The organism is Bacteroides sp. OF03-11BH, from assembly GCF_003604005.1.
Taxonomy (GTDB): domain Bacteria; phylum Bacteroidota; class Bacteroidia; order Bacteroidales; family Bacteroidaceae; genus Bacteroides; species Bacteroides ovatus.
In genome coordinates, this window is sequence record NZ_QTMW01000032.1 from 40,214 (window position 1) to 64,036 (window position 23,823).

The window sequence follows — 23,823 nt, forward strand, 5'->3', positions numbered from 1 at the left end:
CTTTACTAATAGAATGGAAAAGAATGCAAAGATATATGTAGCAGGACACCGCGGACTTGTGGGATCTGCTATCTGGAAGAATTTGCAGGATAAAGGATACACCAATCTGGTAGGCCGCACTCACAAAGAGCTTGATCTGCTGGATGGCACGGCTGTCCGTAATTTTTTCGATGAAGAACAACCGGAATATGTATTCCTTGCTGCTGCCTTTGTGGGTGGTATCATGGCGAACAGCATCTACCGTGCCGACTTTATCTATAAGAATCTGCAAATTCAACAGAATATCATCGGAGAGAGCTTCCGTCACCATGTAAAGAAGTTGCTCTTCCTTGGTAGCACGTGTATTTATCCACGCGATGCCGAACAGCCGATGAAAGAAGATGTATTGCTTACTTCACCGTTAGAATATACCAACGAGCCGTATGCAATCGCCAAAATTGCCGGACTGAAAATGTGCGAGAGCTTCAACCTGCAATATGGAACGAACTACATCGCTGTGATGCCGACAAACCTTTACGGACCGAATGATAATTTCGACTTGGAACGCAGTCATGTACTGCCTGCCATGATCCGAAAGATTCATCTGGCACACTGTCTGAAAGAAGGAAACTGGGAAGCTGTACGCAAGGATATGAATCTGCGTCCGGTGGAAGGTGTAAATGGCGACAGTCCGAAAGAAGAAATCCTGGCTATTCTGCAAAAATACGGAATCAGCGAAACAGAAGTCACTCTTTGGGGGACAGGTACTCCACTCCGCGAGTTCCTTTGGAGCGAAGAAATGGCAGATGCCAGCGTCTTCGTAATGGAGCACGTAGACTTCAAAGATACCTATAAAGAAGGCAGCAAAGATATCCGCAACTGCCATATCAACATCGGCACCGGTAAGGAAATCACCATCCGTCAGCTGGCCGAACATATTGTAGAAACTGTAGGGTATCAAGGAAAACTGACCTTCGACAGCAGCAAACCGGACGGCACTATGCGCAAGCTGACCGATCCTTCGAAACTGCACTCTTTGGGGTGGCACCATAAAATTGAAATCGAGGAAGGCGTACAAAGAATGTACGAATGGTACTTGAAATAAGAATTTAAAGAATCAATCAATATGCTATGAGCAGAATTATTTTTGCTTATAGCATATTTTTTTTTGATTATAGCATAATGATTTTTGGTTATAGCATAATGAAATTAGCTATAAGCATAATCTTTCCTCCTACCAGCCTGTCGCAATCTCACTACATCGCCCTTCCCCCATTTCCAAAAATTCTTCCCTCTTAATTCTTCATTCTTAATATAATTGCTATATTTGCACAAATTAATACCAAATGTGCAAAACAATGGAACAAAGTTTTATAGCCTACATTGAGAATAGTATCAAAAATAATTGGGACCTGGATGCCCTGACCGATTATAAAGGTGCAACTTTACAGTATAAAGACGTAGCTCGCAAGATCGAAAAACTCCATATCATTTTTGAAGAAAGTGGAATCCGCAAAGGAGATAAAATCGCTGTTTGCGGAAGAAACAGCTCTCATTGGGGAGTCACTTTCCTTGCTACACTGACGTATGGGGCAGTTGTTGTACCCATCCTCCATGAATTTAAAGCGGACAATATACATAACATCGTCAACCATTCCGAAGCAAAATTACTGCTTGTAGGAGATATGGTATGGGAAAACCTGAATGAGTCGGCAATGCCGCTACTGGAGGGTATCCTGATGATGAATGACTTCACCCTGCTAGTGTCACGCAGCGAACGACTGACTTATGCACGCGAGCATCTGAACGAAATGTTCGGCAAAAAATATCCGAAGAATTTCCGCACAGAGCATATCGCTTATCATAAGGATGAACCGGAAGAACTGGCTGTTATCAATTATACTTCAGGAACAACAAGTTACTCGAAAGGAGTAATGCTCCCCTATCGCAGTCTGTGGTCGAATACCAAATTTGCTTTTGAAGTGTTAGACCTGCAAGCCGGAGATAAGATCGTATCCATGCTCCCTATGGCACACATGTACGGACTGGCTTTCGAATTCCTTTATGAGTTCTCCGTGGGTTGCCACATCTACTTCCTTACTCGCATGCCGAGTCCGAAAATCATTTTCCAGGCTTTCGAAGAGGTGAAACCTAATCTGATTGTTGCCGTACCGCTTATCATCGAAAAAATCATCAAGAAGAGCGTACTTCCGAAACTGGAAACTCCTGCAATGAAGATCTTACTAAAAGTACCTATCATCAATGACAAGATAAAAGCAACGGTACGCGAAGAAATGATTAAAGCATTTGGCGGAAACTTCAAAGCTGTTATTGTAGGAGGTGCTGCTTTCAATCAGGAAGTAGAACAGTTCTTGAAAATGATTGATTTCCCTTATACAGTAGGATATGGAATGACGGAATGTGGTCCGATTATCTGTTACGAGGATTGGAGAAGATTCAAACCAGGTTCATGCGGAAAAGCTGTACCACGTATGGATGTGAAAGTGTTGTCATCTGATCCCGAGAACATTGTTGGCGAAATCGTATGTAAGGGTCCGAATGTGATGTTGGGATATTACAAAAACGAAGAAGCCACCCAGAAAGTTATCGACAAAGACGGATGGCTGCATACAGGTGACCTGGCTTTGATGGATGCTGAAGGAAATGTTACGATCAAAGGACGCAGCAAGAACCTGTTATTGAGTGCTAGCGGACAGAATATCTACCCGGAAGAAATTGAAGATAAATTGAACAACCTGCCATACGTGGCTGAAAGTATTATCGTTCAGCAAAACGAAAAACTTGTCGGACTTGTTTATCCTGATTTTGACGACGCTTTCGCTCATGGCCTGAAGAATGAAGACATCGAGCAAATAATGGAAGAAAACCGTGTGGCACTGAATGATACGCTACCGGCTTACAGCCAAATATCCAAGATGAAAATCTATCCGGAAGAATTCGAAAAGACACCGAAGAAGAGCATCAAACGTTATTTATACCAGGAAGCAAAAGGCTAATATAAAGTTAGTTGCATAGAGATATTACTTAAACCGAAAAGAGAAAGGAATGAAGATAAAGAAAACAATATTCACGGCAGCTATACTAATGGCTGCCGTTTGTTTACCGGCACAGAACAAGAGTGCAGGTATTAATATATCTATCTGGAAAGATATTTGTACGCAACCGCATGACAGTACACAGACGACTTATGTGAACATCGGCCTCCTGTCTACAATGAATCGCTTGAACGGTGTGGGTATCAATGCATTGGGGAGTGTGGTACATGGTGACATGAACGGAGTACAAATCACCGGATTAGCCAATCTAGCAGGTGGAACAATGAGGGGTGTCCAGCTGGCCGGTATCAGTAATATCAGTGGTAACAACACCGTAGGACTTTCTGCTGCCGGACTGGTAAATATCACCGGCGACAGAACTCAGGGAGTAATCATATCCGGTTTAACCAGTATCGGAGGAGATAATACCTCGGGGTTAATGATTAGCGGTTTCATGAATGTGACGGGCAATATGGCTTCGGGACTACACTTTTCCGGAGCGGCAAATATTACAGGACAGAGTTTCGGCGGCTTGATGGCTTCCGGACTTTTGAATGTAGTAGGCGAACACATGAACGGCTTGCAGATTGCAGGAATTGCCAACATAACTGCATCGAAACTGAATGGGGTGCAAATAGCATTATGTAATTATGTAACGCAGGCTCGCGGACTTCAAATTGGCCTTGTCAATTATTACAAAGAAGATATGAAGGGATTCCAACTCGGATTGGTTAATGCGAATCCTGATACAAGAGTGCAGATGATGGTGTATGGTGGAAATGCTACGCCTGTCAATATAGGTGTACGCTTCAAGAACCAATTGTTTTATACCATTCTGGGAGTCGGCTCCATGTATCAGGGGTTGAATGATAAGTTTTCGGCAAGTGCATCCTATCGTGCCGGTTTGTCCTTCCCTCTTTACAAAGGCTTATCCATCAGCGGAGACCTTGGCTACCAGCATATCGAGGCGTTCGATAACAAAGACGAGGTGATTCCGAAACGCTTATATGCATTGCAGGCACGTGCCAATCTGGAATATCAATTTACCAGGAAGTTCGGCATCTATGCAACAGGTGGTTATGGGTTAACCAGATTCTATAATAAATCAAGCAATTACGATAAAGGAGCGATTATAGAAGCAGGCATTGTTCTTTTCTAAATAAAATTACAATGAACGTTGAGATGAACATAACTACAATTAGAGAATACCAGCCAACAGATAAGAATGCTGTAATAGATTTAATCAGACAGAACACGCCTGCATATTTTGCACCGAAAGAAGAAGCTGATTTTAGTAACTATCTGGATAGCGAACGTGAACTTTATTTTGTTCTATTACTCAACAAGAAGGTTGTAGGCTGTGGCGGAATAAATTTTACAAAGGATAAAGCCAGCGGAAAAATAAGTTGGGATATCATACATCCCCAGTACCAAGGCAAATCGTTAGGAGCACAATTATTAAAATATAGAATTGAAATATTAAAGTCCATTGATGGTATTCAAAAAATAACCGTTAGAACTTCACAATTAGCCTATAAATTCTACGAAAAGCAAGGATTCACTGAAAGAAATCCAAAGAGACTATTGGGCCAAAGGCTTTGATATGTATAGTATGGAATATAGCGGGCATTAATAATAAAAGTGCAATTCAAAATAAATAATGAATTGCACTTTTTCCTTATATATCAAGTAAATAAAGACACTATATTTTAAGCATTACTTAAGCTATCAAATGATGAATGATGGCTTTAAGCCCTTATCATTTCGATCTATCATATCTTTTCCTTTATCAGACCAGTACGATAAGCAACAAGGAGTTTCTTCAAATCCTGTATTTGAGTCACCAGTTCTTTTCCCTTATCGGTATCTTTCACCATCATTCGTTGCGAATTAAATTCGAGAACGAAGTTGGTCGATTTGATATCAAGCCCCTCTTCAATGGCTTTCTGACGAGACTGGAACGGTTCGTGCTGTACGAGTTGCATACCATGAGAATGATAAACAAGCGTATATCCCGCAATTCCCGTTTCCGGCTGATAAGCTTTTGAAAAACCACCATCAATAACGAAAAGCTTGCCATTGGCTTTCATAGGTTGTTCTCCCTGAATCGTCTTCACAGGCACATGACCGTTGATTATATGCGAATGAGGCCCTGAAGCTCCAAACTCTGTCAAAATCTGGTCACAAATATCTTCCCGGTTACGCAATGTGTAATAATAGCCTTTCTTTTCTTTATGTAACTCTTTATCTTCTACAAAATAGCGCTCAAAAGTCGCCATCTTATCTTTATCGAACAAAGGAGCTTCCGGACCACACCACATATACCAGATATAATCCATAGCAAATTCCTTATCCTCCTCTCCTTCTTCATCGAAATAAGCGGTACGGATCAATTGATCGGCTTTATCCAGCAATTTATGTCCCCAGTATTCCTTACCACGTATTTTGACATGTTTAAAGCTGCCATCCTCATTCAGAGGAACAGAAGCATGATAAAGAAGATTCGAGTTTGAAACCAGATACATACCGCCATAGGTAAACAGACAACGCATGTGCTTCTTCAATTTCTCACTATTCATAAATGAATAATGAATCTTTTCTACCAATTCGCGTTCTTCTTCAGTCAGTCGGTAAGGATCTGCCGGGTCTACAGTCGGGAAGTTGGTATCACGCAAAGCATATTCTTTTCCTTCATATACAAAGACGCCGCGTTCAAAATCAATCTTCTCCAGAAGTTTACGATTAGCCATTCCGAATTCCGGACGGCGGTCGATGATTTCAGCTTCCAGCTTAAACTGGATAATGGTAATGGCTTTATGCATTTGAGTAATCAAACGCAAAGTCTTCTCATTATAATGAGCATCGGCAAAGTTCATTTTCGGCATGAAGATTGCGCAAGGATCATCGGCATACGTATCCATTGCAAAAGTAGCCAATGGAAGCAAATTGATTCCGTATCCGTCTTCAAGTGTACCCAGATTACCATAGCGCATGGACATACGTATCACGTTAGCGATACAACTATCATTACCGGAAGCTGCTCCCATCCAAAGAATATCATGATTTCCCCATTGAATATCGAAATTGTGGTAATTACACAATGTATCCATAATGATATGCGCACCGGGACCACGGTCGTAAATATCACCTACGATATGAAGAGAATCAATAGTCAAGCGCTGAATCAGATTACACATAGCGATAATGAAATCGTCGGCACGCTTCGTAGTGATAATTGTGCTGATAATTACATTAATATAAGCATGCTTATTCGGTTCGATAGACGATTCGTGCAATAACTCCTGAATGATATAAGAGAATTCGGCAGGCAGTGATTTACGAACCTTCGAACGAGTATATTTGGAAGACACGTTCTGACAGACTTTCACCAGTTGGTTCAGCGTAATCAGATACCAATCATCCAGATCCTTTTCACGGGCCTTCACCAATTGCAGTTTCTCTTCGGGATAATAAATCAAAGTACAGATTTCTTTCTTTTCAGCTTCACGAAGAGTGTTGCCGAATATTTCATTTACTTTACGTTTTACCGCACCGGAAGCATTTTTCAGTACATGCTGAAAAGCTTCATATTCTCCATGAATATCAGTCAGGAAATGCTCCGTCCCTTTAGGTAGATTTAAGATAGCCTCTAAGTTGATTATTTCCGTACTGGCATCGGCAATGGTAGGAAAACTTCGGGAAAGCAGTTGTAGGTAACGGAGATCACTCACAATGCTTTCAGGAGTTATGTTACTTTGAGCAGTCATTCTATTTACAATTTTACTATTTACAATTATTTCTCAATTCAACAAGAACATTAACAACACTTGAGCGATAATTACCCGCAGAAACATACACAGCGGATAAACGGTCGCATAGGCCACGGATGGGTTGTCGCCGGGAATTGTATCGTTTACATAGTTCAGTGCCATCGGATTTGCCATACTTCCGCACAACATGCCAGATACAGTACCGAAATCAATCTTCATCATCTTGAAAGCCACAAAACCCACCAGTACGGTTGGAACAATAGTCAATCCGGCTCCTAAAGCGATCCATAACAAACCTTCCGGACGGAATACGGTGTCGAAAAAATGAGCTCCGGCATCCAGTCCCAGACAAGCAAGGTACATGGAAAGTCCCAAGGCACGTAACATCAGATTCGCACTACGGGTGGTATAAGTAATCATGTGTATCCGTGGTCCAAAAGTTCCCAGAAGGATACCAACGATAATCGGTCCACCCGCTAATCCCAGCTTCACAGGAGTACTGACACCCGGAAAAGAGAAAGGAATCGCCCCCAATGCCAAACCGAGTACGATGCCGATAAACACAACAACCAGATTGGGTTCTTTCAAACTTTTTACAGCATTTCCAAGTACTTTCTCCACATTCTGAATAGCAGCAGCCTCTCCCACTACCGTCAGGCGGTCTCCTAATTGAAGTACCAATCCCGGAGTAGCAAGCAACTGTACACCCGACCGGTAAACGCGACTAATGTTAATCCCATAATGATTTCTCAACCGGAGTGAACCGAGTTTCTTACCATTCAGTTCAGGGCGGGTAACGACAATACGTTGCGAAATCAATTCACTATCAATCGCATTCCAGTCAATGTCCTCTTTATTCCAATCCGTATTTTCCTGTTCACCAAAAAGCACGGTCAAGGCCAAAGCATCTTTCTCCGCAGCTACCACCAGTAAACGGTCACCTTCCTTCAATATCTTGTCAGAAGTCGGAATACTTACATGTCCGTCACGCCATAAGCGGGAGATGACAAACTTCGGGTAACTCATGCGAGCTATATCCTTGATGCTTTTATTGAAAATAGCAGGATTGTGTACTTGAAACGCTGCAATGTAGGTTTTGTTCGCATCATCTTTCTCTTTTATCTCCAAGTCTTCTTTGTGAACCAGCACTTTGCGAATTAATAAAACGGCAAGGATTACACCAACTACCCCCATCGGATAGGCTACCGCACATCCTAAAGCAGGAGTACTGCTGTCCATTCCCATCTGTTTCAATGTTTGTTGTGCGGCTCCCAACGCTGGAGTATTCGTCGTTGCTCCACAAAGGATACCGACCATATCAGGAAGAGAGACACCTGTTGCATAACTAGCCACCACGGTCAACAACGTTCCCAACAGAACAACTCCCAATGCCAGCATATTCAATGTTACCCCTCCTTTGCGGAAAGAGCTAAAGAAACCGGGACCGACTTGCAAACCGAGAGAATAAACGAAAATGACCAGTCCGAAACTTTCTGCGTAGTTCAACATCTGCGGATCGACCGAAAGCCCGAGATGGCCGGCGAGGATGCCTGCAAAAAAAACAAAAGTGACTCCCAGGGAAACTCCCCAGAAATGCACTCTTCCCAAGCCCAGACCAATGGCAGAAATCAATGAAAGTACCACAACAGCCTGTAAGGCAGAATGTTCGAGAAATAGACTATATAACCACTCCATGTATATAAAAACTAATAGGGCGCAAAGATAAAAACTATTTAGTCCGGTTCAAAACTTTTAAGCTTTCATTTCGCGCCCTATTTATACCCTGAATCATATATCTTGAAATCTTATTGATTACCCTTTTACTCCGTTACCTATTATTTTGTTCCTAATAACTATCCTATTTCTATCTTAACTATCTTATCCTTCTCTTTTCACCTGCATCTTGTTATCCCTCAAACGATCTTTTTCCCTCTGTTTCTTTCCGTTTTATCTTTCATCATTTCCCCTGAAACTCCACAAAGTTATTTCGTCCGTCCAGATAACCGCTTAACCTGTTTCCACCGATGTACACATCATCCAGGTATGAAACATCATTCGGTCCGTATGACATACGAATGGAAGTCTGCGCATAATTCTCCCAGCTCCAACGGAAATTATATTCATACTGCTCTACTGTCCCGTTAGGATATTCCACCCGTATATAGTCAATTCCCGTACGATCTAAAAAGAAATCCAGTTCCTGACGGCAATAGTTACCGTCCATGTCCCGGTAGAAACTAACCCAGGTACGGCTACACAAATCAGCCGAACGATTATAGTATCCTGCACCATTATTATCATCATCATAGAAACTGTCTATTTCCACTTCGCAAGAGGTAAAACTTACCATCAATATAGCCATCAAAGCCAAACCGAAGTATTTAAATGTGTTCGTTTTCATATTCCTTTATTTTTAACGGTTCTCTAATTATTATCTATCATTTATCTTTCGATAGAACAAAAGTAGAGAATGAATTTTCCTTATGAAACTGAAAACTCCTACTTATCGGGAGGAAATTGCCTAAATCTAGGGGTAAATCCCCCCAATGAAGTCTATTTCAAAGAATTCTTGTATCTTTGCCTCCTGTTAACAACACATGAAATCATCTGTCGCATGAAGTCAATCAAATCCCATATCACCCAACTGCTGAAATCCCTCAATGAGGGAGTATTCGAAAAAGAACATACCATCGCACTCTCCCTATTATCTGCCATGGCAGGTGAAAGTATCTTTCTATTGGGCCCTCCGGGAGTAGCCAAGAGCTTAGTGGCGCGCAGGCTCAAACTGGCTTTTAAAGATGCGGATGCTTTTGAATATCTGATGTCTCGTTTCAGTACACCGGATGAAATATTCGGCCCCGTCTCCATCTCAAAATTGAAAGATGAAGATACATACGAACGTATTACAAAAGGATACTTGCCGACAGCATCGATTGTCTTCCTGGATGAAATATGGAAAGCCGGTCCTGCTATCCAAAATTCTCTTTTGACAGTAATCAATGAAAAGATATATCGCAACGGACAATTTACGGTGCGTGTTCCTCTGAAAGCGCTGATTGCCGCGTCCAACGAACTACCCGCAAAAGGTGAAGGACTGGAAGCCCTATACGACCGTTTCCTGATCCGCCAGTTTGTCGGATGCATTGAACAGGAATATGCTTTCGACCAGATGATTTCTTCTACACGGGAAGTAGAACCTGAAATCCCGGCAAAACTCCAGGTAGACGATGAATTATACAATCAAATACAAGCTGAAAGTGAGAAAGTAGGTATCCACTATACCATCTTCGAGCTGATTCACAATATCAAACGAGAAATCGAACAATATAATACAGGGCGGGATGAAAACACCCCTCCGATCTATATATCCGACCGCCGTTGGAAAAAAATAGTAGGTCTGCTCCGCACCTCGGCCTATCTGAACGAATCTCCGGGAATTCACTTCTCCGACTGCTTGCTGATGAGTGCCTGTCTGTGGGATGAAGTTTCGCAGCTCCCCATCATCGAAAACATAGTGGAACAGTCGATTGCACGGGGAATCAATACATATTTATTGGGAGAAAAACGACTGGAACAGAAACTGGATACATTGAAAGAAAACATGAAGTCCGAACACAGCCTACGGGAACTTAGCGATCCGGGAATCCAGGTCGTAGATACCTTCTATCATCGCATAGAAGGTTACCACATTGCCGGAAATTTACTCATCTTTGCTTCGGATTACCAGTCTTTGAGGAAAGACAGCAACCGGTTGTTTTATATCCAACAGGATAAATTCCGTCCGGTCAACAAAATCCTGAAAGCCTACGATTTCGTAAAGAACAGGAATATCGCACAAAAGAATATTTATTCCCTCCGAAAAGGGAAACGATCTGTTTTCGTCAACAATCAGGAGTATCCACTACTATGTTATGATAATTGCGAACCTTTGCCAACACAGCAGGACGGCAGTACTCCGTTCGAATTTACATTGCAGGAAGTGATAGATTTACTTCATCAAATGGAGGTAGAATATAAAACAATCTCCGAGCGGGAAACAGCATATACAAAGGAACATTTTTTCTTAAGTTCATCGCAAAAAAGCAAAATTAAGCGAATCTTAGGGGAAACTGCACATATCATAGAGAACTACCGGAACGAACTTCGCATCATCGCTCATGCCCATGAACAAGAGAACAGAGAGTATTAGGCTCAAGCACCTGCAAGACATTTATTACGAAAAATTGCAGGGAATAGCCTATGATGTGTACGACGAACAACTACACAATCTGATTATCCGTCCCGAAGAACTGGATGCGGACATTCATCTGTATTTTCGTCACACACAACCCTCCCTGCAAGATTTCTACTCCCGTTATGCATCGCAATGGGAATACTTTCATGAAATGAATGAAGCATCGGACGCAAAGTTTCTTCAATTCCTGAAAAACAGCGCATACCCCTTCTCCATGAAATATCACCTGGTAGACCTCAACGTAAAATACTACCTCCAACGTTTTAATGCAATCAGCCCGCGTTCCAAAGAATGGAAAGCGTTGCGGACTCTTTTTTTCGACAAGTGGCATACGCTACTCTCGAACAATGAGTTCAACTATCAGATGGAACATATCGAGCAACTCTGTGAGGATTTCTACCGTATTCAACTGGCATTAGCCAAAAATCTTCCGGTACGCGGTGGCTCACGCCTCGTCTGGCTACTTCGCAATCATAAACAGATAGCGGAACAGATTTTAGAATACGAAGAAACGATCAAACGAAATCCCGTTATCCGCGAACTGGTAGAAATCTTAGGCAAAAAACACCAAAGTAGCCGGAAACGTTTCAAAATGACCGCAGGTATTCACCGGGAACAAATTATATCTCATGCCACCCGAAGTGATATTGCAGGCATTTGTGAAGGAAACGATTTGAATAGTCTTCTCCCTCTGGAATATTGTTATCTGGCGGAAAAGAACCTGCAACCCATATTTTTCGAGCGTTTCATAGAGAAGAGACTACAAGTCATCGATTATCAATCGCACGAGAAACAAACCATCAATGATAAGAAAACAGTAGGAAATGAAGTTTCCGAAGAAGCTGAAGGCCCTTTCATCGTTTGCCTGGACACTTCCGGTTCTATGGCAGGCGAACGGGAAAGAATCGCAAAATCTACTCTACTTGCCATTGCCGAATTGACAGAAGTACAACATCGGAAATGTTACGTCATCCTCTTCTCCGATGATATCGAGTGTATTGAAATAACCGATTTAGGGAGTAGTTTCGATCGCCTTGTCGATTTTCTAAGCCAATCTTTTCATGGTGGCACAGATATGGAACCAGTCATCACACATGCTTTGCGAAAGATCAGCGAAGAAGGATATATGGAAGCAGACATCATCACCGTATCGGATTTTGAGATGCGTCCAGTCGATAAACTGCTATCCCGGACCATAGAACATGCAAAAGCAAAACAGACAAAAATGTATGCCATTTCTTTAGGAGGCAAAAGTGCCGAGACCAGTTATCTGAAATTATGTGATAAATATTGGGAATATAGTGTTCAAAACGCTGAAAGTCTTAATAAAAATAGAATTGAAGAATCAAATATTTAATCAATGTTATAAAACATCTCTTTTTTCTTGTTTTATTTGCAAATTCGACAGAAGTCCGTATATTTGTACTGTGTTTTTCATAGTATTAGATTTAAGGTTAACAAAAGATTGGCTGTCTGGGATAGATAGCCTTTTTTTATGTTCTTTTCTCACGTCAAATATACCGTCACTATCCCATCCGGATGTTTACCCTATCCCATGAAGATACCGTCACTATAATAAGCGGATAGCGTCAATATGTTTCAAGTTCCCATTCCATCGATAAAAATTAAAAGCTTTCGAAAAAAATTTCTTCCGTTTAACATTTGAAACATAGCAGGTTATCTCATTTCACAAAAAACAGGTAAAAAAAATCTTGCTAAAAGATTTGCGTAGTCCAAAAGTTCCCCCTATATTTGCACCGCATTTGAGAGAGAATGCGGGTTCAAGGAAGTTTGGGTGAGTGGCTGAAACCACCAGTTTGCTAAACTGACGTACTCGTAAGGGTACCGGGGGTTCGAATCCCCCAGCTTCCGCAAAATCTCAAAATAAAAAGAGCTAAGTTTTATAGACTTGGCTCTTTTTAAATCTATCAAACTCCGGTGGGTTCGTCTAACGGTTAGGACACATGCCTCTCACGCATGTAATACGAGTTCGATTCTCGTACCCACTACCAAAGAAAAAAGAGGAAATGCAGTTTAACTACATTTCCTCTTTTTCTTTATAGATCTCGAAATAAGATTCCTTATCAATCCTCAACCGGACTCTATCCTCCCTTTTCTGTCCTGCCAGATTCACAAACAGATTGAAATACAGTTGGCTGAAAGAAAGGTTGGAACGATCATAAGTAATATCAAATGTCCAGGTTCTACGAAAAGAATCGAACGTTGCATACGATTGCTCACCCCCTTTACACATAAACACTTCCGGGAAAGACGTAGGAGGATAAGGCTGGAATAAACCCGCTAATTGAGCATAAATATAGTCAATCATCCATTCGTCTCCTGTTAAAGTCAATTCTCCCTTTAAACGAAGTTTAATGGCATAACTGGCAGTCACGTCGGACGAAGTATAAACAGGAACCTGGCTTTCTGCCGGATAGTTGCCGTCTTTATATCCAAGACTCATCGTTAGTTTGGATAGACCGACACCATTAAAGCCACTCACCTCCTGATCTGCCAACCGGTTTTTCAGACTGACCATGAATGTCAGTTTACCAAGCGTCGGATCACCCGGATATTGCGCAAGCGTGTCCAGCACATAATCTTCGGTATTGTAACTACGGGTTATTAAATCACCCTTTCCAGCCTCCAAAGCCGGACCGCCTCTTTCCACATCTACGTTGCCAACCGGATAATAAATAGCATCATTATCCCTTACGCAACCACTCAAACAGAACAGCAACACTGCCAAGCCTATTATCTTATTCATTATCATCTTACCTCTTGATTTTGCGGACAAAGATACATCTTTTTTATACCACACTTGATTTATGTCAACCGTTTTTAGTATTTTTGCACACATCAAGACAGAAAAGACATGGATACATTATTAAGAGAGACTGTAAATGCTGTTGTAAATTCCCGCTTTCCGGAAATGAGTATAGAAGGAAGACGACAGATAGAAAGTATACTGATTCGTGAAGAATTTCCCAAAGGAGCAATAGCGCTGAATGAAGGAGAAGTAGCTCATGAAATCGTATTTGTCGGCAAAGGGATGCTTAGGCAGTACTATTACAAGAATGGGAAAGACGTGACCGAACATTTCTCATACGAAGGATGTATCGTGATGTGCATTGAGAGTTTTCTGAAACAAGTACCCACCCGGCTAATCGTGGAAACCCTCGAACCTTCCATTATCTACCTGTTCCCTCGCGACATGATACAAAAATTGGCAAAAGAGAACTGGGAAATCAATATGTTCTACCAAAAGATACTGGAATACTCCTTGATTGTGTCACAGATTAAAGCAGACTCCTGGCGCTTTGAATCCGCCCGCGAACGCTATAACCTCCTGCTCGAAACACATCCGGAAATTATCAAACGTGCACCTCTGGCACACATTGCCTCTTATCTTTTGATGACACCGGAAACACTAAGCCGTGTGCGCTCCGGTGTTCTATGATTTTAGCGGCTTTTCCGGTATTCTTTAGGAGACATACCAGTGTAATGCTTGAAATACTTTCCAAAGAACGACTGGTTGGCAAAATTCAGCCGATCGGCAATCTCTTGTATATTCATACTTGAAGAATTCAGAAGTGCTTTCGCTTCCAGAATCACCAGTTCGTCTATCCACTCCCCCACCGTTTTTCCGCTGACCTCTTTTACTACTCCCGAAAGATGCTTCGGCGTCAGACACAACTGGTCAGCATAGAATTTCACGCTCCGTTCAGACTGGTAAGACTCCACTAAAGACTCATAAAAACGTTCGAAAATATATTCTTTCCGGCTTTTATTTTTCATGGTAGTAGCATTGGCTGGCACATGATTGGTAAAGATATTACAAAGTTCAAAAAAGAACCCTTGCATCAAGCCCATTACCACTTCTTTACGATATAAAGCCTCCTTATTCTTCAACCGTTTTCTGATAAATGCATGATATTCCTTCACAGTCTCCTGCTCCTGCGGTGTAAGATTGAAACACGGGTAATCTTTCAGATAAAAGAATAAGGAAAGCACATTACTGATCTTAGGCAATGTCTCCAACAAGTTCTTCGACACAGCAAAGAATATCGCTTTAAAGTCGGAACTGAAACACCGCTGTTCGACAATCTGATTAGGCAGCGCGATCACCATTAATCCGGGGAACAGTTGGAACTCACGTAAACTAATATTAAAAGTACCAGTACCTTCCAGGCAAAGACCTACCGTCAACACCTCCAGTTTAGTCGGTCCATTATACAACGATATAATGCTCTCCGTATCGAAGAGCGCTATATCATTATCAACAACATCAATGTTGCCAGAATCTATATGTTTAGAATGAACTACCGAAGAAATACCTACTTTGGGAACATTTTGAATATACATACTCTCTCTTTTTTGCGACAAATATACCAGCATTTAATCAGATATACAAGCCGTTCAAGAGTATTATCAGACATAATGAACACTTTTAGTTACTTATTGAACAGACCGGAATAAATATACAGAATCACGTTGGGCAGCCGGCACTGTCCATTTCTCCGGAACAAACTTCCACTGATTCAGGGCTTTGGGGTTCATCGTACCTTTCTTTTCGATATAATTCATCAAATAGAAACGAAGATCTTTATCTGTAGAGAAAATTATGCGGTCCTTCAAATCCTCCTGCGGAATACCCGATCCTTTCGTCAACAGTTCTCCACCACCATTACCACGATAAGAATTTAAGGCCACTTTATATATCTTATCCATACGGAAAGGAGAACCGTCCGCCATGCTCGTAATCGTAATCTTTTCTCCCTTCGGTTTTGTCACGTCCACCGTATAAATAATGCCGGAAGCCGAGTCGAAATTAAAACTGAAGTTCTGGAAAGAAGCCCTGTCTTCCGCACCTTCCCGAGGTTTCTTCTTGAACCAGAGCAGATGATCTTCCGGTGACTTCATCTGGTTCGTCCACATATAATAAGACATCTCCAGAAAATCCTTAATCTCCTTTCCGGACAACGTCATCACATACAGCATATTCTCATACTTATACAAGTTGAACATATCACTGACAAACACATCCCCTTTCTTTATCTCCGCATCAAACGAAAGCGGAGCGGCAAAAGAGATGTCAGCTCCGGTTATATCGAGCTGTAAAGTATGTATCAAATCAATAAAAGCAGAAGGACCGAAGAAAGCAGGATGAGTAGAGATACTCTCGGTAAAAGTGCCGATCTTCTTGGATACAAACTTCTGCACCGTCTCATATTGCGGAGCAAAACGCTTCATGAAATCCTCGCTGATTCCGTAAGCTTCCGTTTCTGTCAACTCCCCTTTGACGTCCTTGCTCTGCACCTTTCCATCTTTCAGTTTCAAGGTCACATCGACATTAGACAATACAATTCCATTGCTGGCCGGATCGATAATCAACACCGAATCTCCGGCTACATTCATCACCTTCTTACATTCGCGGGCATGATCGTGCCCCATTAACACGATATCGAATCCCGGCACATTCTTCGCTACGTTAAGAGAAGCATTCTCATTGTATTTGCCCGACATTTTGAAAGCCTCCTGTCCGGCATGAAAAAACCCGATCACCAAATCCGGATTCTCTTTTTCACGGATAATCTTCATCCATTTGCGTGCCGTCTCTTCCATATCGTCGAAACGCAAGCCTTTCCACAGATTTTCAGAAAGCCATGCAGGGATGGCAGGAGTAATCATACCCAATACCACAATCTTCACGCCATCACGTTCCAACACCTTATAAGGAGCCAGATGGGGTTTTCCCGTAGACGTATCAATGATGTTGGCACCCAACACAGGGAAGTCACAAGTGGCTATCCAACGGTCGAACACAGCACGTCCCGTTTCCACATCATGGTTCCCCATATTACCGGCATCATATTTCATGAAATTCATCATTTCCGAACAAAGATGAGGAGACACCGTATCTATATAATTATAGTAATAGGCAGTAGGCTGTCCCTGCAAAATATCACCATTATCCAGCAATATCAGATTCTCTTTATACTGTTCACGCTCTTTCTGCACGAAAGAATAAATACGTGCCAGACTACCCTTCCACTCGTGGCGGGTTATAAAATTGTAAGGATAATAATTACCATGTACGTCACTCGTTTCCACAATCTTCAGCTTCACCACCTTTTCCTGCGCCGCAACAGACAGTACGAGACAGAAAAGCAAGCCATAAATAAATCCTATTCGTTTCATTCTTTTTCTATATTTAGCGGATGCGAAAATACGAACCGTGCCCCACCGGTATAGTCAGGATCGATCCATATACTTCCTCTCCATTTATGCACAATCAATTTACAGATAGACAATCCCAATCCGGTTCCCTGGGCGTACTCATTCAGCTTTTCAAAACGCTCGAACACAAGTCCCTGTTTTTCTTTCGGGATACCGCATCCGGTATCCGTTACCGAGAAAATAGCCATTTGCTTTTCCTCATTCACAGAAAAGTCCAAGGTAATCTTCCCGCGTTTCGTAAATTTGTCGGCGTTGGACAGCAGATTAATGATTACCTGTTGCATACGCTGCACATCCGTCACCATCCGGAAAGTTTCAAAAGAAGTGGAAAACAAGAACTGATTGTCCGACGACTGCCGTGAAAAACTAACAGAGGCAACCACCTGACTACACAACTGCACCACATCACATTCCTCCCACGTCAAAGTCACCCGGTTCGCCTCCAGGCGTGAAAGATCGAGAATATCATTAATCAGACGAAGCAACAAATCCGAATTGGTTTTGATAATCTTATAATAAGACTGCTGTTCATCCTCCGTGCTACCGCCCATTGCCAGTACATCCGAAAAGCCGACAATCGAGTTCAACGGCGTCCGTATCTCATGACTCATATTGGCAAGGAAAGCACTCTTCAGACGATTAGACTCTTCCGCCCTGTCTTTCGCTACACGCAAATCCTTCTCCGATTTCAGAAGCTCGTCTTTCAAACGTTTCGTACGGAAATAATAGAAAAGAGAGATACATAAGCCAAGTACCAGAATCACGAACAAAGCACAAGCAGACCATATCTGATAAGTATATTGCTGATAGAACGAAACCGGTTGGTTGACAAGCTGCACTTTAAAAGGCAACACGCTTGGGCGCAGCCCCCACTCTTTCACCTTCCGGCTATCCAATACCGCTTTAGAGCCAATGATCGAAAGATGCTTCCCCGTATCCTCCGGGTGCTGATCCATCCGTATGGACTCCATAGCCATTTCTCCTCCCACTTTCCGATAATCGGGCAGCACTCCTCCTATCGCCCAATATCCAAGGCTCACCGATGAAGGAGTAAAAGCCGGGATGGTAGGAGTAGCCTCCATCATGGCATACGTCGCATTCCGCATGAAATACCCCTCGTTCATATCCACACGCCACGTTCCCACCAGAATAACCGTATTTTCGGGCAGCTGTCTCAATTCCTCAACGATGGTATAAATAGAATGTCTCCGGCCGTCCATCAAAATCAAATCCAGATCGGGGAACTTCTTCATTTCTTTTCGTACCAACGCTTGCATAGTCACTCCGCCATAAGTATTGTCCGAGATAAAGGCAATGTGTTTTGTTTTCGGATAGAAAGCTTGAATCATGGAGATATTACCTTCTATATTATATTGATTGATAAATCCCGATTCCAGTTCGGGAATATCCAGATGATCTTCAAAGATATCGACAGATTCGGGCATCCAGCAATCAAGATTTTCCACCGTATCTTTTGGCAATATCACCACATTACTACTGGCCAGACTGCACATCACCGGCACTTTCACCTGCATTTCATCCCTCTGCGACAAATAGGCAGCCCACGCTTCCTGTCCTAATAAAATAATTTGTGCCGGATGCTTTTCTCCCTGATATTTAGCCAGAATCTGCGTCATCATCGCGCTCCATAACGGAGCCTCCGAGAAACTTTTACAGTTCATGTTTTCGATGACAATGTCGCGCTGTCCTCCCAACTTACTATATTCATCCATATAATCGGAAATAGTGACCGAAGTTTGGTGTGCTGCCGGATTATAAGAGCAAATAATCAGAATAGGTTTCTTATCTTTAGAGACAGCCAATACTTCCGTTGACTGCAGAAGCCAAAGGAAACAGATAAAAAGATATCCAAGACGTCCCAGCATAATTATGCAGTTTTGATGTGTTAATTCATTAATTGAGTTGCAAATATAGTAAAACTTGTCGGGTTTAGCAGATTTATATGTATTTTTGTCGCTCATTTACTCTCAAAAAATACAAATTATGGAATTATTTCACAAGATGATTTCCGGTTTTCTGGGTATACCGGAAAGACAAATAAGTAGTACGCTCCATCTTTTGGGTGAAGGTGCTACGATTCCCTTCATCAGTCGTTACCGTAAAGAAGCTACCGGCGGACTGGATGAAGTGCAGATAGAGCAAATAAAAGAGCAACACGATAAGTTGTGCGACATAGCCAAACGGAAAGAAACGATTCTCGGCACCATCACCGAACAGGGCAAACTGACTGCGGAACTGGAGAAACGCATCAACGACACCTGGAACCCGACGGAACTGGAAGACATTTATCTTCCTTATAAACCCAAGCGGAAGACACGTGCTGAAGTAGCCCGCCAGAAAGGGTTGGAACCGCTTGCCACCATCCTGATGTTGCAAAGGGAAAAAAATCTTAGTACCAAGGCTGCCTCCTTCGTGAAAGGAGACGTGAAAGATGTGGAAGATGCCCTTAAAGGCGCCCGTGACATCATTGCAGAGCAAGTGAACGAGGACGAACGTGCCCGCAACGCGGTACGTAATCAGTTCAGCCGCCAGGCAGAGATTAGTGCCAAAGTAGTGAAAGGAAAAGAGGAAGAAGCGGCAAAATACCGGGATTATTTCGATTTCTCCGAAGCACTGAAACGTTGCACGTCCCACCGCCTGTTGGCCATCCGCCGGGCAGAGTCGGAAGGCCTGCTAAAAGTATCCATCAATCCCGACGACGAGGCATGTATCGAACGCCTGGAACGTCAGTTCGTACGTGGCAACAACGAGTGTAGCCAGCAGGTGGACGAAGCCACAGTCGATGCCTACAAGCGTCTGCTCAAGCCCTCCATCGAAACAGAATTTGCCGCTCAATCCAAAGAAAAAGCCGACGAGGAAGCCATCCGGGTATTCACCGAGAACCTCCGCCAACTTCTTCTCGCCCCTCCATTGGGACAAAAACGGGTGCTTGCCATCGACCCCGGATTCCGTACGGGATGTAAAGTTGTCTGCCTCGACGCACAAGGCAATCTGTTGCATAATGAGAATATCTATCCGCATCCTCCGGTGAACAAAACAGGAGAAGCTGCTTCCAAACTCCGCAAGATGATTGAGGCCTATCAGATAGAGGCCATCTCCATCGGCAACGGAACGGCAAGCCGTGAGACAGAAGATTTCATCAACAGCCAGAGCTTCGACCGTCAGATACTCGTGTTTGTAGTCAGTGAGCAGGGAGCTTCCATTTATTCGGCTTCGAAGATTGCCCGCGACGAGTTTCCCGATTATGACGTAACGGTGCGGGGAGCAGTCTCCATCGGCCGCCGCCTGATGGACCCGTTGGCAGAATTGGTGAAGATAGATCCTAAATCCATCGGTGTAGGTCAATACCAGCACGATGTAGACCAGACAAAACTGAAAAAAGCGCTCGATCAGACAGTAGAGAATTGCGTGAACCTGGTCGGTGTAAACCTGAATACGGCAAGCAGCCATCTATTGACTTATATCTCCGGACTGGGACCGCAACTGGCTCAAAACATCGTCAACTACCGGGCGGAAAACGGAGCTTTCGGTTCACGGAAAGAGTTGATGAAAGTTCCTCGCATGGGTGCCAAGGCTTTCGAACAGTGTGCCGGATTCCTCCGCATCCCCGGAGCCAAGAATCCGCTGGACAACACCGCCGTGCATCCGGAAAGCTACCACATCGTAGAGCAAATGGCCAAAGACCTGAAATGTACCATCGACGAACTGATATCCGACAAGGAACTCCGCCGGAAGATTAACATCTCCGCCTACATCACCCCTACCGTCGGTCTGCCCACCTTACAGGACATTCTGCAGGAACTCGACAAGCCGGGACGTGACCCGCGTAAGGCTATCAAAGTCTTCGAATTCGACAAGAACGTGCGCACCATAGCCGATTTGCGCGAAGGAATGATTCTTCCGGGCATTGTAGGCAACATCACCAATTTCGGGGCGTTTGTCGATATAGGTATTAAGGAGAACGGACTGGTGCACCTCTCGCAATTAGCGGAACGGTTCATTTCCGATCCGACGGAAGTGGTATCCATCCATCAACACGTCATGGTCAGAGTGATGAATGTAGATTATGACCGGAAACGGATTCAGCTTAGTATGATCGGGGTACAGCAAGACTGATTGCTTCCCTTTTTTCTCCCCACCATACGATCAGAATCGTAAAAACAATCATAAGTACTGTGCAAATGAGCGAGCCTTCAAAACCGAAGGCTCCGCCATTCAGTACGTTTTCTTCGGGCATACGCAAAGTCAGCATGCTCGTCGCGAAATTATTTCCGCTCACCTGATAACCTAGAATCGGACCTTGAATCCAATTCCAGAAAAGATGAAGAGAGATAGGGAAACACAGATTCCGGGTATAAAGATAGGAAGCCCCCAGCAACATACCGGCAAGCAAGAGATTAAGCATCGGCAGGAAAGCTATTTCCGGATTAAAGATATGCATAAACGCGAATAATGCCGACGAGATGAAGAGCGCCAGGAATTTATTCATATTAGTATGAAGCAGACGTCCGAGGATATAGCCGCGCATCAGAATTTCTTCAAACAACGCCACTAACAGGAAAAACACCCACGACCCCAATAAATCCAACGGCTTAAACTGAAAACCGGTGACTTCTATTTCTCCCAAAACAACAGAGATTCCGAAACCCAGCAAATAGAGCAAGATTGCCATCAGAAGTCCATACCACAGTCCACTGGCATGTCCTTTTAAAGAAAGTCCCAAATCAGAAAACGGACGACGTTCGAGACGAAGCAAGATTACGGCAGCAGTAAGAACAGCCAAAAGCATACTGGCCTCCACGAAAATATACCCTACTACTCCCGGATGACGAGCCTCCACTCCAAGAACCAACGACAAGCCTCCGCTAACCAGTGTCCCATACAATCCAATAAATATGAAAAGTATCACAATAAACAGCGGGATACATGCCCACACAGGAAGTCTTTTGGGTTCTTTCTTCCCATCTATGTTGTCTGCCTCCATTTTTACAATTTGTTAATCCGGCTACAAAATTAGATATAAAACATAAAAAAACATCATGTATTCTCTATTTTTCCTATATTTGTCAGAACAAATCTACAAAATTATGAAAATTAAACTACTATTGATAGGTTTCTTACTGGCCGCTAACGCATTAGGAGCTGCCGCCCAAGTGAGTAAGACGTATTATGTGAGTAAGCCCGGTACGCTGATTTCCATGATGACTGAAGAGGAAGCCAACAGTGTCACCCATCTCACACTGACCGGCAAACTGAACGCGGAGGACTTCCGCCATCTCCGTGACGAATTTGATAATCTGAAAGTATTGGATATTTCGAACGCTGAAATCAAGATGTACAGCGGAAAAGCGGGCACTTATCCCAACGGGAAATTCTATATTTATATGCCGAACTTCATTCCTGCATACGCATTCTCGAACGTGGTGGACGGAGTGACCAAAGGCAAAGCCACGCTGGAGAAAGTGATTCTTTCGGAGAAAACAAAGAATATCGAAGATGCCGCCTTCAAAGGTTGCGAGAACCTGAAAATCTGCCAGATCCGCAAGAAGACAGCTCCAAACCTGTTGCCGGAAGCGTTGGCAGACAGCGTTACCGCTATCTTCGTCCCTCTGGGCAGCAGCGACTCTTACCGCTACAAGGACAGATGGCAGAACTTTGCGTTTATCGAGGGGGAACCGGTAGAGACTACCCTGCAAGTGGGTGCAATGGGTAAACTGGAAGAAGAGATTCTGAAAGCGGGACTGCAACCCAGAGACATCAACTTCCTGACCGTTGAAGGGAAACTGGATAACGCTGACTTCAAACTTATCCGTGATTATATGCCGAATCTCGTATCGGTTGATATTTCCAAGACGAATGCAACGGCTATCCCCGATTTCACTTTCTCGCAAAAGAAGTATCTGCTGAATATGAAATTACCTCATAACCTGAAATCAATCGGACAGCGTGTATTTAGTAATTGCGGTCGCCTGTGCGGCACGCTGGAATTACCGGCCAGTGTAACGGCTATCGAGTTCGGTGCTTTTATGGGATGCGATAATCTCCGCTATGTGTTGGCTACCGGAAATAAGATTACGACGCTGGGTGATAATTTGTTCGGGGAGGGAGTTCCGAGCAAGTTGGTTTATAAGAAATAGAAGAATTGAGGGCTGTCTAAAACTTCAACTTACTAAAAACAGCCCTTTTCTTATTTAAAAGCAACATGCTTTTGGCCAATTTTAAGCAGAAGAATATATTCATGATTATTTCACATATAGATTGTTTCCTCTTCCTAAAGCATAGCTTTTGCCCACCTAAAGCTAAGCTTCCCGTTCTCTAAAGCTATGCTTTTTACTTATACTAAAAGAAGTTTCACACTTCTCCTACAAAAAACTCATTTCTCTATTCTCCTTCACCTTTCTTCTGAACTCCTGATAAATAAGCTCTCTACGGGTGAAGGTAGAGTTTTTCATCATTACATTCATCGTATTGCATATGTAAGCGTCTCCGCGATTCTATCTTGTCGCCCTTTTTTCATTCTTAT

16 protein-coding genes, 2 tRNA genes and 1 pseudogene are annotated in these 23,823 nt (G+C 43.1%); 11 read left to right on the forward strand and 8 right to left on the reverse strand.

What is annotated here, in order from left to right:
* Positions 1 to 13 precede the first annotated feature (13 nt).
* From DXA54_RS19615 to DXA54_RS19630, 4 genes and pseudogenes are all read left to right on the forward strand, one after another.
* Entirely contained in the window at positions 14 to 1,084 is a 1,071-nt protein-coding gene (locus DXA54_RS19615) for a GDP-L-fucose synthase family protein (RefSeq protein ID WP_120080467.1), read from the forward strand.
* A 253-nt stretch (positions 1,085 to 1,337) separates the two neighbouring features.
* Complete coding sequence (locus tag DXA54_RS19620) at positions 1,338 to 2,996, forward strand: AMP-binding protein (RefSeq protein WP_120080469.1); 1,659 nt, start codon at positions 1,338 to 1,340, stop codon at positions 2,994 to 2,996.
* Between the two features lie 49 nt (positions 2,997 to 3,045).
* Positions 3,046 to 4,194: an LA_2272 family surface repeat-containing protein gene (locus DXA54_RS19625; protein WP_117512272.1), complete on the forward strand. Its 1,149-nt coding sequence runs from the start codon at positions 3,046 to 3,048 to the stop codon at positions 4,192 to 4,194.
* An 11-nt stretch (positions 4,195 to 4,205) separates the two neighbouring features.
* Positions 4,206 to 4,668: pseudogene (locus DXA54_RS19630) on the forward strand (GNAT family N-acetyltransferase).
* Between the two features lie 139 nt (positions 4,669 to 4,807).
* Here the strand turns inward: DXA54_RS19630 and DXA54_RS19635 are convergent.
* The 3 genes from DXA54_RS19635 to DXA54_RS19645 form a co-directional block, all read right to left on the reverse strand.
* The gene (locus DXA54_RS19635; RefSeq protein WP_120080471.1) at positions 4,808 to 6,802 is read right to left on the reverse strand and encodes a fructose-1,6-bisphosphatase; all 1,995 of its coding nucleotides are present in this window, start codon (positions 6,800 to 6,802) and stop codon (positions 4,808 to 4,810) included.
* 33 nt (positions 6,803 to 6,835) lie between these two features.
* A complete protein-coding gene (locus DXA54_RS19640) occupies positions 6,836 to 8,500 on the reverse strand; it encodes a putative transporter (protein WP_120080473.1) in 1,665 nt (554 codons plus the stop codon).
* 262 nt (positions 8,501 to 8,762) lie between these two features.
* Positions 8,763 to 9,206, reverse strand: coding sequence for a hypothetical protein (locus DXA54_RS19645; protein ID WP_004306378.1), 444 nt, complete (start codon positions 9,204 to 9,206; stop codon positions 8,763 to 8,765).
* A 213-nt stretch (positions 9,207 to 9,419) separates the two neighbouring features.
* Between DXA54_RS19645 and DXA54_RS19650 the strand changes: the two genes are divergently transcribed.
* The 4 genes from DXA54_RS19650 to DXA54_RS19665 all read left to right on the forward strand — a co-directional run bounded on the left by DXA54_RS19650 (position 9,420) and on the right by DXA54_RS19665 (position 13,051).
* Complete coding sequence (locus DXA54_RS19650; protein ID WP_120080485.1) at positions 9,420 to 10,994, forward strand: AAA family ATPase; 1,575 nt, start codon at positions 9,420 to 9,422, stop codon at positions 10,992 to 10,994.
* On the forward strand, positions 10,969 to 12,396 hold the full coding sequence (locus DXA54_RS19655; protein ID WP_207903515.1) for a VWA domain-containing protein: 1,428 nt from the start codon (positions 10,969 to 10,971) through the stop codon (positions 12,394 to 12,396). Before DXA54_RS19650 ends, DXA54_RS19655 begins: the two co-directional genes overlap by 26 nt.
* Positions 12,397 to 12,824: 428 nt before the next feature.
* Positions 12,825 to 12,911: transfer RNA gene (locus tag DXA54_RS19660), tRNA-Ser, on the forward strand.
* A gap of 65 nt (positions 12,912 to 12,976) precedes the next feature.
* Positions 12,977 to 13,051 (forward strand) — tRNA-Glu (locus tag DXA54_RS19665).
* Positions 13,052 to 13,077: 26 nt separating this feature from the next.
* Here DXA54_RS19665 and DXA54_RS19670 read toward each other — a convergent pair.
* Complete coding sequence (locus DXA54_RS19670; protein WP_008647192.1) at positions 13,078 to 13,899, reverse strand: DUF3845 domain-containing protein; 822 nt, start codon at positions 13,897 to 13,899, stop codon at positions 13,078 to 13,080.
* Between the two features lie 15 nt (positions 13,900 to 13,914).
* On the opposite strand from DXA54_RS19670, the gene DXA54_RS19675 reads away from it, so the two are divergent.
* Positions 13,915 to 14,499: a Crp/Fnr family transcriptional regulator gene (locus DXA54_RS19675; protein ID WP_004306385.1), complete on the forward strand. Its 585-nt coding sequence runs from the start codon at positions 13,915 to 13,917 to the stop codon at positions 14,497 to 14,499.
* 2 nt (positions 14,500 to 14,501) lie between these two features.
* Here the strand turns inward: DXA54_RS19675 and DXA54_RS19680 are convergent, their stop codons facing one another.
* The 3 genes from DXA54_RS19680 to DXA54_RS19690 form a co-directional block, all read right to left on the reverse strand.
* On the reverse strand, positions 14,502 to 15,404 hold the full coding sequence (locus DXA54_RS19680; protein ID WP_120080477.1) for a helix-turn-helix domain-containing protein: 903 nt from the start codon (positions 15,402 to 15,404) through the stop codon (positions 14,502 to 14,504).
* Between the two features lie 93 nt (positions 15,405 to 15,497).
* Positions 15,498 to 17,240, reverse strand: coding sequence for a bifunctional metallophosphatase/5'-nucleotidase (locus tag DXA54_RS19685; protein ID WP_120080479.1), 1,743 nt, complete (start codon positions 17,238 to 17,240; stop codon positions 15,498 to 15,500).
* Complete coding sequence (locus DXA54_RS19690) at positions 17,237 to 19,165, reverse strand: sensor histidine kinase (protein WP_120080487.1); 1,929 nt, start codon at positions 19,163 to 19,165, stop codon at positions 17,237 to 17,239. The genes DXA54_RS19685 and DXA54_RS19690 overlap by 4 nt, the downstream gene beginning before the upstream one ends.
* A 118-nt stretch (positions 19,166 to 19,283) precedes the next feature.
* Here DXA54_RS19690 and DXA54_RS19695 point away from each other — a divergent pair, with 118 nt between their 5' ends.
* The gene (locus DXA54_RS19695; RefSeq protein WP_120080481.1) at positions 19,284 to 21,416 is read left to right on the forward strand and encodes a Tex family protein; all 2,133 of its coding nucleotides are present in this window, start codon (positions 19,284 to 19,286) and stop codon (positions 21,414 to 21,416) included.
* On the opposite strand, the gene DXA54_RS19700 is transcribed toward DXA54_RS19695, so the two are convergent.
* Positions 21,388 to 22,284, reverse strand: a complete 897-nt coding sequence (locus DXA54_RS19700) for a CPBP family intramembrane glutamic endopeptidase (RefSeq protein ID WP_120080483.1) — start codon at positions 22,282 to 22,284, stop codon at positions 21,388 to 21,390. The two genes, DXA54_RS19695 and DXA54_RS19700, sit on opposite strands and share 29 nt — an antisense overlap.
* A 103-nt stretch (positions 22,285 to 22,387) precedes the next feature.
* Between DXA54_RS19700 and DXA54_RS19705 the strand changes: the two genes are divergently transcribed.
* Positions 22,388 to 23,437: a leucine-rich repeat domain-containing protein gene (locus tag DXA54_RS19705; protein ID WP_120080489.1), complete on the forward strand. Its 1,050-nt coding sequence runs from the start codon at positions 22,388 to 22,390 to the stop codon at positions 23,435 to 23,437.
* Positions 23,438 to 23,823 lie beyond the last annotated feature (386 nt).

Excerpts from the sequence above, each read along its gene's own strand:
- DXA54_RS19615 (WP_120080467.1), top strand. The coding sequence starts at position 14 with ATGGAAAAGAATGCAAAGATATATGTAGCAGGACACCGCGGACTTGTG.
- DXA54_RS19620 (WP_120080469.1), top strand. The coding sequence starts at position 1,338 with ATGGAACAAAGTTTTATAGCCTACATTGAGAATAGTATCAAAAATAAT.
- DXA54_RS19625 (WP_117512272.1), top strand. The coding sequence starts at position 3,046 with ATGAAGATAAAGAAAACAATATTCACGGCAGCTATACTAATGGCTGCC.
- DXA54_RS19635 (WP_120080471.1), bottom strand. The coding sequence starts at position 6,802 with ATGACTGCTCAAAGTAACATAACTCCTGAAAGCATTGTGAGTGATCTC.
- DXA54_RS19640 (WP_120080473.1), bottom strand. The coding sequence starts at position 8,500 with ATGGAGTGGTTATATAGTCTATTTCTCGAACATTCTGCCTTACAGGCT.
- DXA54_RS19645 (WP_004306378.1), bottom strand. The coding sequence starts at position 9,206 with ATGAAAACGAACACATTTAAATACTTCGGTTTGGCTTTGATGGCTATA.
- DXA54_RS19650 (WP_120080485.1), top strand. The coding sequence starts at position 9,420 with ATGAAGTCAATCAAATCCCATATCACCCAACTGCTGAAATCCCTCAAT.
- DXA54_RS19655 (WP_207903515.1), top strand. The coding sequence starts at position 10,969 with ATGAACAAGAGAACAGAGAGTATTAGGCTCAAGCACCTGCAAGACATT.
- DXA54_RS19670 (WP_008647192.1), bottom strand. The coding sequence starts at position 13,899 with ATGTGTGCAAAAATACTAAAAACGGTTGACATAAATCAAGTGTGGTAT.
- DXA54_RS19675 (WP_004306385.1), top strand. The coding sequence starts at position 13,915 with ATGGATACATTATTAAGAGAGACTGTAAATGCTGTTGTAAATTCCCGC.
- DXA54_RS19680 (WP_120080477.1), bottom strand. The coding sequence starts at position 15,404 with ATGTATATTCAAAATGTTCCCAAAGTAGGTATTTCTTCGGTAGTTCAT.
- DXA54_RS19685 (WP_120080479.1), bottom strand. The coding sequence starts at position 17,240 with ATGAAACGAATAGGATTTATTTATGGCTTGCTTTTCTGTCTCGTACTG.
- DXA54_RS19690 (WP_120080487.1), bottom strand. The coding sequence starts at position 19,165 with ATGCTGGGACGTCTTGGATATCTTTTTATCTGTTTCCTTTGGCTTCTG.
- DXA54_RS19695 (WP_120080481.1), top strand. The coding sequence starts at position 19,284 with ATGGAATTATTTCACAAGATGATTTCCGGTTTTCTGGGTATACCGGAA.
- DXA54_RS19700 (WP_120080483.1), bottom strand. The coding sequence starts at position 22,284 with ATGGAGGCAGACAACATAGATGGGAAGAAAGAACCCAAAAGACTTCCT.
- DXA54_RS19705 (WP_120080489.1), top strand. The coding sequence starts at position 22,388 with ATGAAAATTAAACTACTATTGATAGGTTTCTTACTGGCCGCTAACGCA.